This window comes from Pseudoalteromonas sp. T1lg65, assembly GCF_051930985.1.
Taxonomy (GTDB): Bacteria; Pseudomonadota; Gammaproteobacteria; order Enterobacterales; family Alteromonadaceae; genus Pseudoalteromonas.
The window spans coordinates 2,629,574-2,642,465 of record NZ_CP196837.1 but is presented as its reverse complement, the minus strand read 5'-3'; the positions used below and the strand labels follow the sequence as shown (position 1 = coordinate 2,642,465).

Genomic DNA, 12,892 nt, shown 5'->3' with positions numbered 1-12,892 from the left:
TTATTCTCTCCTTGCTTTAGCGAGCGAAACGCCGCCAAAGGGCTTAAGCGAAACGTCTTTTATGTCTGTATGTGCAGCTTGAAATCGCAGTCCATGAGCAATAGGAACCAAAGGTAATAGCTCAACCACCATCGCTTGAGCTTGATGATAGAAGTGCTTTCTGAGTTCTGCGTCATTTGTATCTAGGGCTTTGGTCAACAATAAATCAAATTCTGGGTTACACCAATTGGCAGGATTTTTGCCGCTGAATGTTGCAGTACAGCTTAGTAAAGGGCTGAAAAAATTATCTGGATCTGGCGTGTCAGCTGCCCAGCCTAGCAATACGCTGTCATGTTCGTGTTTGCCAACCCGCTCGACAAAAGTATTCCACTCATATTCAACAATGCGAGCTTTGACACCGATATCGCGTAAATCTCTTTGAATTAATTCAGCCATTTTTCGCGCGTTTGGATTGTAGATACGTGATACGGGCATAGCCCACAAGGTCATTTCGAACCCCTCAGCGAGCCCAGCTTCGGCGAGTAACGCTTTAGCTTTTTCTGGATCGTAAACGGGCATGTTTGGCTGGGCTTGAAATGCCCAAGACGAGGGCGGTAGTATAGACCGAGCTTGTACGCCACTATTATAGAAAACTGCCTGCATTATTTTTTCAAAATCGACGCTATGAGCAAGTGCTTTTCTGACAATCGGGTCATTAAAAGGTGCTTTTTCCGTATTAAATGCCCAGTAACCAATGTTTAAATTGGCTGCTTTTTCTACGTTAATATCGGCCCGCTTTTCCAAAACCTCCAACTGTGTCGCGCTTGGATGTGCAGTAATATCGCATTCCTTGGTCAGCATTTTTGCGATTCGGCTAGTGCCAATTGCGGTTATGTCATACACCAGTTGTTCCATGAATACCGGATGTTTCCAGTACAGTTCATTGCGATAATAGCGGATTAAGTTGTCTCGTAGAAATTGCCGGTATTTATATGGCCCTGTGCCAATTGGAATGGTATCAAGGTCTTGCTTGCGCTCTTCTTTAGCGAGTAGTTGGGCGTACTCTTGTGACAAAATGACAGCGAAATCCGTCGAAATATTAGATAGAAAACTACTCTCAGCATTGAAGAGCTCAAAGCGTACGGTGTAGTCATCTACCTTTTGCACTTGTCTTATCAGTTGATCTAATCCAACACTTTGGAAATATGGATAAGTGGCATCGCCGACAAAATGAAATGGATTATATACATCAAACAATCGACTAAATGAAAACACCACGTCATCAGCAGTTAACTTCCTAGTTGGTGTAAAATAGTGGGTGTGGTGAAATTCGACATCTTTGCGCAGGTAAAAAGTGAACGACTTACCGTCATTACTGACAGTCCAAGATTCCGCAATTTCTGGGCGAAACTCGCCGCTTTTTGGATCGATGCTTATCAATGTGTCATAAAGCTGGTTCGCTATGATGTCTATGGTAGAGCCCGTGGTAGTAACTTGGGGATTAAAAGTTACTGGATTCGCCTCTGCACAGTACACCAAACCTCGGGACTTTTCGTTTACTTTATTGGGCGTGTAATCGCTACAGCCAAATAGGAGTATGAGAAACGCGCCAATGGACAGTTTTTGCACCGCTATGCCTCTTGTTTTTGGTTTTGATCAAGCAGATTGTATTTCTTCAAATAGCCTCTAAGCTGATGATACGTCAAACCTAGGTTTTGTGCAGTTTTCTTTTGATTAAATTGACTAAATTCCAGTGCTTTTTGTAACAGTTCGATCTCAAACTCATTAGAAAGGTTTTTCAAATCGCACGGGAAAGTAAATGTTCTAGCTGGCCCACTGCTGGGCGGTGCCGTGTTATCAACATTGAGGTTTTCTTTGGGTTCCAGGGGGGCTGGCACTGGCGGCGTTTTTAGAACTTTGATCCTTTGTGACGGCCTAAACGGGCTAGAAAATGGATCGAAAATAATCTCATGTACTGGGATTTGATCATTGCCGTGGCGATACAGACTTCTTTCGACAACATTTTTTAATTCGCGAATGTTGCCTGGCCAAGGGTAATCAAGCAATTGTTCGGTCGCTTTACGGGTAAATCCACTGAATAACTGCCAATCCAAATCTCTTGCCATATTGATAGCAAAATGTTCAGCCAGCAATAAGATATCTTCTTTTCTGGCTCTAAGTGGAGGTAGCGTGATAACGTCAAATGCGAGTCGGTCTAACAAGTCATGGCGAAATTCACCAGCGTCAGCCAACGTAGGCAAGTCTTCATTGGTAGCGCATACCAAACGAGTATCAACTTTGACTGTATGCTTGCCACCCACACGTTCAAACTCGCCATATTCTATAACTCGTAAGAGTTTTTCTTGTACCATGGCGGAGGTGTTAGCCAATTCGTCTAAGAACAGGGTTCCACCATTTGCTCGCTCAAAGCGGCCTTCATGCCTTTTACTCGCACCAGTAAAAGCTCCACTTTCGTGACCGAAAAGTTCACTTTCCAATAAGTTTTCGTTAAGCGCTGCGCAGTTGAGCTTTACATACTCTTGATCCCATCGCTCTGACAAGTAATGCAATCGCGCAGCGATGAGTTCCTTACCAGTACCACGCTCACCGATAATGAGAACTGGCTTTTCCAGTGGTGCGAGTTGTGAGACCTTATCTAAGACAGCCAAAAAGCTATCGGATTGGCCTAAAAGATTATCCTGTTGACGAAAACGGCTCATATTGCCTAACTCTTAGTGTTTTTAACTAATTACTAGTGTATTTTAAAAAGCTGCAGAACTAAAGCGCTTTCTTTTTTGAATTAACACTTTGATTTATATATGTTTTATTTTTAAGAAAAGTTGGCAAGTAATTTGATACATAGTCTGTAAGCAATTTAGCTATTAACTGAAGAGGTAAACACTATGGGAATTTTCTCTCGTTTTGCAGACATAGTGAATTCTAATATCAATGCAATTTTGGATAAAGCGGAAGATCCTGAAAAAATGGTTCGTCTTATTATCCAAGAGATGGAAGATACACTTGTCGAAGTAAGATCAACCTCAGCAAAAACACTGGCTGAGAAAAAGGAGTTGGGACGTCGTTTAGACCAGCTAAAAGCACAGTCCGACGATTGGCAGGCAAAAGCAGAGTTAGCCCTTAGCAAAGAGCGTGAAGACTTAGCAAGAGCCGCGTTGATAGAGAAGCAAAAAGCGTCAGAAGATGTCGCTGCGCTAGAAAAAGAGCTAGAGCATGTCGATACTCATATTGAAAAGCTTCAGCAAGAAGTGAGTACATTACAAGACAAACTAGCAGATGCAAAAGCTCGTCAAAAAGCGATTGTGTTGCGTCAACGTTCAGCTGAATCGCGCCTAGAAGTGAAAAAAGCGCTCGATAGTAGTAAGGTTGATGATGCGTTGTCCCGATTTGAGCGATTTGAAACCAAAATTGATGGTTTAGAGTCACAAGTTGAGTCGTACGATTTAGGCAAAAAGTCATTATCTGATGAGATTGCCGATTTGCAAAAAAATGAAAAAATCGATGACGAACTAGAGCAGCTGAAAAAGAAAATGGCTGAAAAGTGAACTTAAAGGCACCTATCTTTTAAGGTAGGTGCTTACCAACTAAAATAATAACAGCTGAGTTGAAGGCAGGATTGAATTATGGTTGATTTAGATATGTTAATGGGCCCACTTATCGTTTTTATGGTTGTTGTGGCACCACTATGGTTGATATTGCACTACCGTAGCAAAAAACAAGTGAGTCAGGGTCTTAGTGAACATGAACACCGTCAGTTGGTTGAGCTTGCAAGTAAAGCAGAAAAAATGTCGGAAAGAGTCGAAACACTTGAATCGTTATTAGACAGCGAATCACCGCAATGGAGACGCAAGCTATGAGTAGATTCAAAGGCGAGTTATATCGCGACCCAAGAAGAGGAAAAATAGCAGGTGTATGTGCGGGACTGAGTGACTACTTTGGTATGGAACTCTGGTTGGTGAGAATTTTGTTTATTACCGCAGTACTACTATCAGGTGGTCCGTTGTTCATTGTTGTGTATGTTGCTTGTTGGTTTATTTTGGATAAAAAGGAATCTTCACACGCAGAGCGTAAACAACCAGAGGAAATTCCTGTCTCTGTTAAATTCAAAGTCTGGCAAAAAGGAGAGCCACCAAGACAAGCCTTGTTTGATTTAAAAGTCAGACTGTCTAAGCTAGACGATAGAATCCAAAACATGGAACGCTATGTGACTTCACCAGAATTCACAGTAAGTAGAGAAATTGACAAGCTGTAAGGCGGGTAGCTCCGCCTCAGCACTAAAACAAGGAGCGATCTGCTCGTTATGACATCAAAGTTTTTTTCCTCTTCCCCAGCCATTGAGCAACTAAAACAACACGCCAAAAAAACACTCCATCGTTCACTAGATAGACATGTGAAATTAGCTGTCACAGGGTTTAGTGGTAGTGGCAAAACAGCCTTCATTACAGCTTTAATTAAACACTTAACAACACAAGCTACAGAAGACAACTTGCCATTTTTTGACGTAGTTAGAGAAGGGCGTTTGGTCGCTTGTAAACCTGAACCACAAAAAGCGCTCCAAGTCCCTACCTTTGACTACCAGAAAGCGATAAGCAGCTTAATGGCTCCACAACCTCACTGGCCTGAATCAACCAAACGTATTAACACGTTGAGACTGGCGTTTAAATATCATAGTCAACACGGCTTGAAACAGCACTTTTCGGATACACACACCTTGTATCTTGAGTTGTATGACTATCCCGGAGAATGGTTAATGGATCTTCCGATGCTGAAAATGGATTATCGGCAGTGGTGCGAGCAGCAATTTATCATGTTCAATAAACCTAAGTATCAGCCTTTTGCGAGTCAGTTTATCGAGCAAAGTAAATCACTAGATATCAATCAGCCAGTTGATGAGGCTGAACTTAAACGATTGTCTGTACTATATCAGCAGCTGCTAATGAGCTTAAAAGACCAAACGCAGTTATCTAATTTGCAGCCCGGTCGAGCTTTGATCCCTGGTGATTTAGAAGGTGCACCACTCTTAGCGTTTTTCCCAATTGCGGATTTGCCAGAACAGCTCCAGGAGGGGAGCCAAGCCGAACAACTACAGCAACGATTTGAAGCTTACAAAAAGCAGGTGATTTTACCTTTTTATAAAGACTATTTTTGCCAGTTTGATAGACAAGTTGTTCTGGTGGATCTGCTCGGCAGCTTAAATGATGGGTTTGATACATTTAGTGAGCAAGAACAAGCTTTAAAACAGATTCTGGCAATGTTTTCTCATGGCAAAAGTGGGCTATTGTCTAGGCTGTTTAACGCCAAGATAGATAAAGTCCTGTTTGCAGCCAATAAGTGTGACAGTGTAAGTGCTAATGTTCAAACCAACTTGACGCGCTTGCTAAATGACATAGTGCAAGAGAGTTGTAATGAATTAAAGTTTTCAGGTGTTGAAGTTGACACTATGTCTCTTTCATCGGTGAAGTGTAGCCAAGCGAGAGTGGTTAAAGAGCAAGGTGAGTCTTTGCACTGTGTGTATGGTAGGCCAACGGGAGAACAGGAGTATATTACCTATTTACCACCAACCCCTCCTGAACACAGGTTGGCAAAAACTTCATGGCCAGAGCATGGTTACGAATTTCTAAGTTTTGAGCCATTTCCTGCACAGCAAGGCAACATACAGCACGTCCGACTTGATCACGCTCTGCAATTCTTGATAGGAGATAAGTTAAGATGACCGAGCCACAAAAACAGCCCCATACACAGGGTAGACGCATTCATGTAGATGTGCCTGAAGTTAACTTAGATGATACTCCAACAAAAGGGAAAGTAATCGAAAACCCAATGGTTGCTCTTGTTGATGAGGTCGAGTTAGCAGAGGACTCGTTACCAAAAATTGAAAAAATATACCAAAAACCCTGGAAGTTCGGCTTGAAACAGGGCTTTTTTGTTTCATTTTTGCTGTTGGTATGTGTTGAGCTTGTACTGACGTTAATCGAGAGTGCACAGCAGAGTTGGTATCTATTTAGTTTATATTGCACCGTTGCTGGGTTGGCGCTGATCTTGTCTGGACGCTTTTTCATCAAAGAAATATTTGCGCTCAATAAATTAAAAAAACAGCAACAGCTTAGGTCTGATGCACAAAGGTTACTAGAAAGTGACCAGATAGGTGAAGCTGAAAAGTGGTTAACGCCATTGCTGAAGGCGGCGCCAAAAGAGCCTGTTGAAAAGTTTAAATCTGCGATAAAGCCCCACCACACTGACAAAGAAGTAATCGCTCTATACCAGCAAACCGTGTTGAATGAACAAGATCTGCAAGCCAAAAAAATAATACAAGAACATGCGACCACTTCTGCTTTATTAGTCGCGTTAAGTCCGATGGCATTAGTGGATATGCTAGCTGTACTTTGGCGCGGAGTGGTGCTGGTGGAAAAGATCAGCGAACATTACGGTTTAAAGCTTGCTTACCGAAGTCGAATTAACTTATATCGTTTATTACTCAAACAAATGGTGTTTGTTGGTGCGACTGAGCTTGTAAGTGACTTAGCTGCTACCAGTTTAGGTGCTGAACTGTTAGGTAAACTCTCAGCGCGTTCAGCTCAAGGCTTAAGTGCGGGTATCTTCACTACACGACTGGGTTACAAAGCGATGGAGTTGTGTCGTCCGCTACCAAGGCTAGAACACAAACAGAGTATGCTAAAAACCGCAATAACCTCTCTGGGCAAAGTGCTGCTTAAGAAAACATAAGCATCAACGGAAACAAAGATTTACATTAATGATGGTCTAGAAGTGCAGGGGAATAAACCGTTCTAGCCATCTCCACATCTGGCATGCTTGTCAATTTATGCAAAAGTAGAATACTTAGTTAACAAGAAGTAATAACTACAATCAGCAGGCAAGTATGAAAAAATTAAGAGATGAGAGCCAATGTATCCATGGGCCTCACCATTTCGATGATCCTCACGGTGCGTTAACTGCGCCACTTTATCAAAGTTCTACCTTCAAATTTAAAAATGCCGCACAAGGTGCAGCAAGGTTTGCTGGTGAAGAAGCGGGATATATTTACACTCGGCTAGGTAACCCAACAACTCGTGAACTAGAAGAAAAGGTTGCTCAGTTAGAAGGGATGGAAGACGCGGCTGCAACGGCCACAGGTATGGGAGCTGTATCTGCTTCGGTACTGAGTTTCTTGCAGCAAGGTGATCATCTCATCGCATCTAGTGCTCTTTATGGGTGTAGTTTTGCGCTATTTGCGCACATGTTGCCCAAGTTTGGCATTGAGGTTTCTTTTGTCGACCTCACCGATGAACAGGCTTTGAAAAAAGCCATAAAGCCCAATTCCAAAATGCTATTTGCTGAAACACCTATAAATCCAAACATGACGGTATTAGACCTAAAAATGTTGGGTTTGATTGCAAAGCAGCATACGTTGAAATTTGTTGTAGATAATACGTTTATGACACCTTTGTTACAAAAACCCAAGCAGTTCGGTGCAGACATCGTCATCCACAGCGCTACCAAATATCTTAACGGTCACGGTGATGTTGTTGCTGGGATTGTGTGTGGGTCAGCAGAAGATATCGAAGTCATTAAACTGACCGTGTTAAAGGATATCGGCGCAACTATCAGTCCACATGATGCTTGGCTAATCAATCGTGGGCTAAAAACACTAGCGTTGCGAGTTCAGAAACATTGCCTGAGCGCTCAAAAAGTCGCTGAGTTTCTGGAGTCTCATTCGCGAGTGAAAGCGGTCTATTATCCGGGCTTACCATCGCATCCGGGCTATAAGTATCTCGGCGAGCAGATGAAAGGTGCAGGGGGCGTGATTGCATTTGAAATTGACGGTACTTTGGAAGATGGTGAGCGCTTCATCAATGCAACGCAGTTATGTACTTTAGCCGTCAGTCTTGGAGATCCTGAAACACTGATCCAACATCCAGCCTCGATGACACACTCTCCTTACACGCAAGAAGAGCGTTTAGCTGCGGGGATTTCAGATAGCTTAATCCGGATTTCCGTGGGCCTAGAAGATGTTGAAGACATCATAGAAGATTTGCAACAGGCATTTGAGAGGCTGTAACTGTAATTCATGCTATACATCGAAGGGGGGCTTAGCCCTCCTTTTTATTAGGTGTAATTTAATGTGTACTTATTTGTATATTAATGTGTACAAAAATCAGTGTTGAGCAAATGTTTATAACTGCAGTGAGTATTAAACTTTCATTCACTTTTACTTACTATCGAAGATATCAAAATAAACACTCCAAGCATCAGCAAGTCGAAATAAAAAGAGACTTGATATTACCAAGCAAGGTAATTAAACGAGGAGTGGTGAATAGAGGGTTTACCTATGGCTAAAGCAAGCAAATATGTATCGAAGCAACCGGATGAAAACGGGTTTATTGCTTGGACTGATGAAGAAAATCAAATTTGGTCTGAATTGGTTGCAAGGCAACTAAAGTGCATTGAAGGTAAAGCTTGTGACGAATACCTTGAAGGTTTGAAAAAGATAAACCTGCCTCAAGATCGCATTCCACAACTTAGCGAGCTAAACGAAGTATTACTAAAAGAAACAGGTTGGCAAGTTGCGCCAGTTCCCGCATTAATTGATTTTGATGAATTCTTCAGACTGCTAGCGAATAAGCAGTTCCCTGTTGCCACTTTCATTCGGTCAAGAGAAGAGTTCGATTATCTGCAAGAACCTGATGTTTTCCATGAAATATTTGGTCATTGCGCTATGCTAACCAACCCCGCATTTGCTGAATTTACGCATAAATATGGTCAACTAGGCTACGCAGCACAGAAGAAAGACCGGGTGTATCTGGCAAGATTGTATTGGTTTACCGTTGAGTTTGGTTTGATGCAAACCAAAGACGGTGTAAGAATCTACGGAGGCGGTATTTTATCAAGCCCAGGTGAGACTCAATACGTTTATTCTGGTAAGCCGGAAATCCAGTCGTTGGAAGTATTAGACGTATTACGTACACCTTACCGTATAGACATAATGCAACCTATTTACTACACAATAAGTTCGATCAATGATCTGTTTGATATTTCGAAAATGGATATCATGTCATTAGTTGAGAAAGCAAAAGAACTAGGTTTGTTTGAACCTAAATTTCCGCCAAAAGAAAAACTAGCAAGTTAAGGACCTATCATGTCTGATTTGAGTGCACAAAAATGTGAAGCGTGTCGTGCGGATGCGCCAAAAGTATCAGATGAAGAGCTCGCCGTTCTGATTAAGCAGATCCCAGATTGGGTGCCAGAAGTGCGTGACGGAATCATGCAACTAGAGCGCGTTTTTAAGTTTAAAAACTTCAAACAAGCAATGGCTTTCACTAATAAAGTTGGTGACATGGCCGAAGAAGAAGGGCACCACCCTGGCTTGTTGACTGAATGGGGTAAAGTAACCGTAACTTGGTGGAGCCATTCCATTAAAGGGTTGCATAAAAATGACTTTGTTTGCGCCGCTAAAACCGATGATGTATTTGCTTCTCTGTAACTCATACCCGTTACAACCAAGTGAAGTTATCCAATAACACGGTTTCGATCCGTTGAAACGGTGGAGGATAAACTTTCATTATTTCAAAGTGCCGATTTAGACCTAACAATTATTAGGTTGAGTCACTTTACCTAATAAAGTCTCACTTATTAAGCAAGTGAGGCTTTTTTGTTTTCAGGGGACGACACTTCGAATTGAAGCCATAAACCTCCTCAATTTCAGTAGCCATGTAAATTATTGCGTACATGACTATTTTGCTTTACGTTTACGTAAAGATAAATATCGTTAGTTTTGGATTGTTTGGTATTTTATATCCCCTTTATTATTTGTTTGTAATTTAATTTTTAAATATTTTCTTTTATTTTGGATTTTTTATCTATTTATAAAACAATACGAGATAAGATCATCTCAATTTGTGGATTGCAGCTAAACTTAATGATAGAGTCTTGCCAATTTTCAGCGCTATCGAAACCCGTTAGGGGCGAATTAAATTGGAGAAGAAGAAAGTGGCTGTATTTAACCAAGTTGAATTTGATAACCACGAACAGGTGGTATTTTGTTCTGACGAAGCGTCAGGCTTAAAGGCAATTATTGCAGTTCACAGCACTAAGCTGGGTCCTGCTGTTGGTGGCTGTCGTTTATGGAACTATGCCTCTGATGAAGATGCAGTATACGATGTACTAAGATTGTCCAAGGGAATGACCTTTAAAAATGCGGTTGCTAGATTACCTTTCGGTGGCGGTAAATCAGTGATCATAGGTGATGCAAAAAAAATTAAGTCTGAAGCCTTATTTAGAGCGTTTGGTAAGCATCTTGACCGTTTAGGCGGTAGCTATTATTCAGCGGAAGATGTAAACATCACTACAGGTGATGTGATGATCATGCACAAAGAAACAAATTATGTCATGGGACTTGAAGGTAAGAGTGGAAACCCTTCACCATTTACCGCGCTAGGTACTTTTTTGGGTATTAAAGCCGCTTTTCAACACAAATTCGGTCATGAAAATCTAGCCGGAATTAAAGTGTCTGTACAAGGCTTAGGTGCTGTGGCCTATACGCTGTGTAAATATCTGCATGAAGCTGGTGCAGAGTTGTTTGTTACTGACATTAATGAAGAGTCTGTGCAGCGCGTGGTTAATGATTTTAACGCTACGGCTGTTGGCATTGATGAAATCTACGATTTGGATGTCGATGTGTATGCGCCTTGTGCACTCGGTGCAACCGTTAACGACGATACAATTCCGCGTCTAAAAGCGAAAATTATTGCTGGTTGTGCTAACAATCAACTTGCTGAGTCTCGCCACGGTGAGATTATTCGTGAGAAAGGTATTTTGTATGCCCCTGACTACGTGATCAATGCCGGCGGAATCATCAACGTCTACTATGAAACCAAGCCTGAAGGCTATGACAAAGCGGCTTCTACAAAACACGTTGAAGGTATTTACGATACGTTGACCGAGATTTTCAAGCGTTCAGAGCAAGAGCAAAAATCAACACATCTAATTGCGGATGAACTTGCACAGGAAATTATAGAAAACGGTCTATAATATTCGCAGGCATTTTGTAACTAGGGGGCTTTGCCCCCTTTTTTGTGTATGAAAAAACATATTTTAAAAACCGACTGGGCGAGAGCTGAACATTTCAGCTTCTACAGAGATTTTGAACAACCTTATTTCACGATAACCACCAACATTAATATTGAGAAAGTATTTCGTCTTAGTCAGTTACATGGCATTCCTTTCTCGATGTGCTGTCTTTATGTCTTGCAACGTGCTATTGATTGTTATGCGCCAATGCGTCTACGAATAGAAGGAGATGAAGTTTATGAATATGAGCAAGTTACCATAAGCACTATTTTTTTACGCGATACTGACAACAGCTTTCGCTTTGCTAGACTTGAGAGGGATGACGATCTTGCTCACTATGTGAGGATTAACCAAAGAATAAAAGCAGAAAGCATAGAGCTAAACCTGTTATCAGATGCATTCGCACAAAGCGCCACTGTTCCAGACTGTGTGCATGTGTCTATTCTCCCTTGGTTAACGTTCACATCTTTTTCGCATGCTCGAGCAAACAGAGATGACAGCGGAATACCAAAGCTAGTTCTTGGACAGTTTAACAAAGCGGATGGGACTATTCCTGTGTGCATTGAAGTACACCATGCACTGATGGATGGTTTACATGTTTCAGAATTTGTAGAAATGCTTAAGGAAAAAGTAACAAATTTTGAATGCCCTTATCTAGATTTAACGATGTAGAGCAGAAAAACTACTAAATTTATTGTTGTTATATATGCAATGTGTTTTTCGTTCAGTATTTTTGCAATTCACTGCGTGTATGCTCGCTATACGTTGGATTTATTTAAACGGTTTTTTAGTGAAAGAATGTAAACGAAAACAAACGAAAGTTGGATTTGCAACAGGGGAATATTACTTGCTGTGTTTCTCATGTTAATTTTATGTTTTATAACTATTTATTATGTTCTGCTGAAATAAAATTGTTTTCTCAGTGAAGTTGACACATCGTGTTGCATTTAGCATTATTGGACAGTTGATATCTGTCAATTGATATCCGGGTTGCTCTCCCACTAATGTGGAGGGCGCGAAAATTATAAAAGTAACATTACTTAATTGGTTGGGAACTATGTCTGTTAAAATCAGAAAGAGTCTTGTAGCTTCAGCACTTTTCGGTGCGGCAGCAATTGCAAGCAGCAATGTGATTGCAGATCCTTTGAATGACATACAAAAAGTAGGTCAACAAACTCAAACGGCTGCTAAAAAGTCTCAGGAAAAGGTTGATAAAATCTTTGGTCAGTCTCAAGAGATGATCGCGGAATACCGCGCCGTTGTAGATGAAACTGAACTACTGAAAGTGTACAACGATCACGTTGCACGTTTGGTAGCTGACCAGAACGCTGGTATTGAGTCTTTACAGCGTCAAATCAACACAATCGACAAAACTAAGCAGAACGTTGTGCCTTTGATGTATCGCATGATCGATACGCTTGAGCAATTCATCAAAGCGGACGTTCCGTTCAACTTAGAAACTCGTCTAGAGCGCGTTGAAAAGCTTAGAGACCTTATGGATAATTCTTCTGTTACTACTTCAGAGAAATTCCGTCAGGTATTAGAGTCTTACACTATTGAAACAAGTTACAGCACAACAATGGTTGCTGACCAAGGTTCTCTAGAAATGAGCGGTAAGAACATCAACGTTGACTATGCTCGCCTAGGTCGTATTGCATATGTTGCACAGTCATTCGACCAAAAACGTGCTTGGGTTTGGAATAACTCTGCTAGACAGTGGGAAGAGCTGGGTGAAGAGTACTTGAAGCCAGTTAAAAGCATGATCCGTATTGCTCGTAAGCAAGCGGCTCCTGATCTGGTAGAACTTCCAATTTTTGGCGCGGAGTAATTA

Annotated in this window: 13 protein-coding genes; 11 read left to right on the top strand and 2 right to left on the bottom strand. The window is 41.4% G+C overall.

What is annotated here, in order from left to right; all coding sequences use genetic code 11:
* Together ACSLBF_RS11605 and pspF are read right to left on the bottom strand one after the other, a co-directional pair.
* A complete protein-coding gene (locus tag ACSLBF_RS11605) occupies positions 1–1,608 on the bottom strand; it encodes an ABC transporter substrate-binding protein (protein WP_440053556.1) in 1,608 nt (535 codons plus the stop codon).
* A 2-nt stretch (positions 1,609–1,610) separates the two neighbouring features.
* Positions 1,611–2,699 carry a phage shock protein operon transcriptional activator gene (gene pspF / locus ACSLBF_RS11600; protein WP_440053555.1) on the bottom strand — a complete coding sequence of 363 codons (1,089 nt, stop codon included), beginning with the start codon at positions 2,697–2,699 and terminating at the stop codon, positions 1,611–1,613.
* Positions 2,700–2,882: 183 nt separating this feature from the next.
* On the opposite strand from pspF, the gene pspA reads away from it, so the two are divergent.
* The 11 genes from pspA (at position 2,883) to ACSLBF_RS11545 (ending at position 12,889) form a co-directional block, all read left to right on the top strand.
* Positions 2,883–3,542, top strand: coding sequence for a phage shock protein PspA (pspA, locus tag ACSLBF_RS11595; RefSeq protein WP_440053554.1), 660 nt, complete (start codon positions 2,883–2,885; stop codon positions 3,540–3,542).
* A 78-nt stretch (positions 3,543–3,620) separates the two neighbouring features.
* Positions 3,621–3,854 (top strand): envelope stress response membrane protein PspB, encoded by a 234-nt coding sequence (pspB, locus tag ACSLBF_RS11590; protein ID WP_440053553.1) that lies wholly within the window; start codon positions 3,621–3,623, stop codon positions 3,852–3,854.
* Positions 3,851–4,249, top strand: coding sequence for an envelope stress response membrane protein PspC (gene pspC / locus ACSLBF_RS11585; RefSeq protein ID WP_440053552.1), 399 nt, complete (start codon positions 3,851–3,853; stop codon positions 4,247–4,249). Before pspB ends, pspC begins: the two co-directional genes overlap by 4 nt.
* 48 nt (positions 4,250–4,297) lie before the next feature.
* A complete protein-coding gene (locus ACSLBF_RS11580; RefSeq protein ID WP_440053551.1) occupies positions 4,298–5,710 on the top strand; it encodes a YcjX family protein in 1,413 nt (470 codons plus the stop codon).
* Positions 5,707–6,720: a TIGR01620 family protein gene (locus ACSLBF_RS11575; protein ID WP_440053550.1), complete on the top strand. Its 1,014-nt coding sequence runs from the start codon at positions 5,707–5,709 to the stop codon at positions 6,718–6,720. The genes ACSLBF_RS11580 and ACSLBF_RS11575 overlap by 4 nt, the downstream gene beginning before the upstream one ends.
* 154 nt (positions 6,721–6,874) lie before the next feature.
* Positions 6,875–8,053: a trans-sulfuration enzyme family protein gene (locus ACSLBF_RS11570; RefSeq protein WP_440053549.1), complete on the top strand. Its 1,179-nt coding sequence runs from the start codon at positions 6,875–6,877 to the stop codon at positions 8,051–8,053.
* Between the two features lie 270 nt (positions 8,054–8,323).
* Positions 8,324–9,121 carry a phenylalanine 4-monooxygenase gene (gene phhA, locus ACSLBF_RS11565; RefSeq protein WP_440053548.1) on the top strand — a complete coding sequence of 266 codons (798 nt, stop codon included), beginning with the start codon at positions 8,324–8,326 and terminating at the stop codon, positions 9,119–9,121.
* 9 nt (positions 9,122–9,130) lie between these two features.
* Positions 9,131–9,475, top strand: a complete 345-nt coding sequence (locus ACSLBF_RS11560) for a 4a-hydroxytetrahydrobiopterin dehydratase (RefSeq protein WP_440053547.1) — start codon at positions 9,131–9,133, stop codon at positions 9,473–9,475.
* Positions 9,476–9,981: 506 nt separating this feature from the next.
* Entirely contained in the window at positions 9,982–11,022 is a 1,041-nt protein-coding gene (locus tag ACSLBF_RS11555; protein ID WP_440053546.1) for a Leu/Phe/Val dehydrogenase, read from the top strand.
* 48 nt (positions 11,023–11,070) lie between these two features.
* The gene (locus ACSLBF_RS11550; RefSeq protein ID WP_440053545.1) at positions 11,071–11,733 is read left to right on the top strand and encodes a CatA-like O-acetyltransferase; all 663 of its coding nucleotides are present in this window, start codon (positions 11,071–11,073) and stop codon (positions 11,731–11,733) included.
* 385 nt (positions 11,734–12,118) lie between these two features.
* Entirely contained in the window at positions 12,119–12,889 is a 771-nt protein-coding gene (locus ACSLBF_RS11545) for a DUF3450 domain-containing protein (protein ID WP_440053544.1), read from the top strand.
* Positions 12,890–12,892 lie beyond the last annotated feature (3 nt).

Coding starts and splice junctions, on each gene's coding strand:
- pspF (WP_440053555.1), bottom strand. CDS start 2,699: ATGAGCCGTTTTCGTCAACAGGATAATCTTTTAGGCCAATCCGATAGC.
- pspA (WP_440053554.1), top strand. CDS start 2,883: ATGGGAATTTTCTCTCGTTTTGCAGACATAGTGAATTCTAATATCAAT.
- pspB (WP_440053553.1), top strand. CDS start 3,621: ATGGTTGATTTAGATATGTTAATGGGCCCACTTATCGTTTTTATGGTT.
- pspC (WP_440053552.1), top strand. CDS start 3,851: ATGAGTAGATTCAAAGGCGAGTTATATCGCGACCCAAGAAGAGGAAAA.
- ACSLBF_RS11580 (WP_440053551.1), top strand. CDS start 4,298: ATGACATCAAAGTTTTTTTCCTCTTCCCCAGCCATTGAGCAACTAAAA.
- ACSLBF_RS11575 (WP_440053550.1), top strand. CDS start 5,707: ATGACCGAGCCACAAAAACAGCCCCATACACAGGGTAGACGCATTCAT.
- ACSLBF_RS11570 (WP_440053549.1), top strand. CDS start 6,875: ATGAAAAAATTAAGAGATGAGAGCCAATGTATCCATGGGCCTCACCAT.
- phhA (WP_440053548.1), top strand. CDS start 8,324: ATGGCTAAAGCAAGCAAATATGTATCGAAGCAACCGGATGAAAACGGG.
- ACSLBF_RS11560 (WP_440053547.1), top strand. CDS start 9,131: ATGTCTGATTTGAGTGCACAAAAATGTGAAGCGTGTCGTGCGGATGCG.
- ACSLBF_RS11550 (WP_440053545.1), top strand. CDS start 11,071: ATGAAAAAACATATTTTAAAAACCGACTGGGCGAGAGCTGAACATTTC.
- ACSLBF_RS11545 (WP_440053544.1), top strand. CDS start 12,119: ATGTCTGTTAAAATCAGAAAGAGTCTTGTAGCTTCAGCACTTTTCGGT.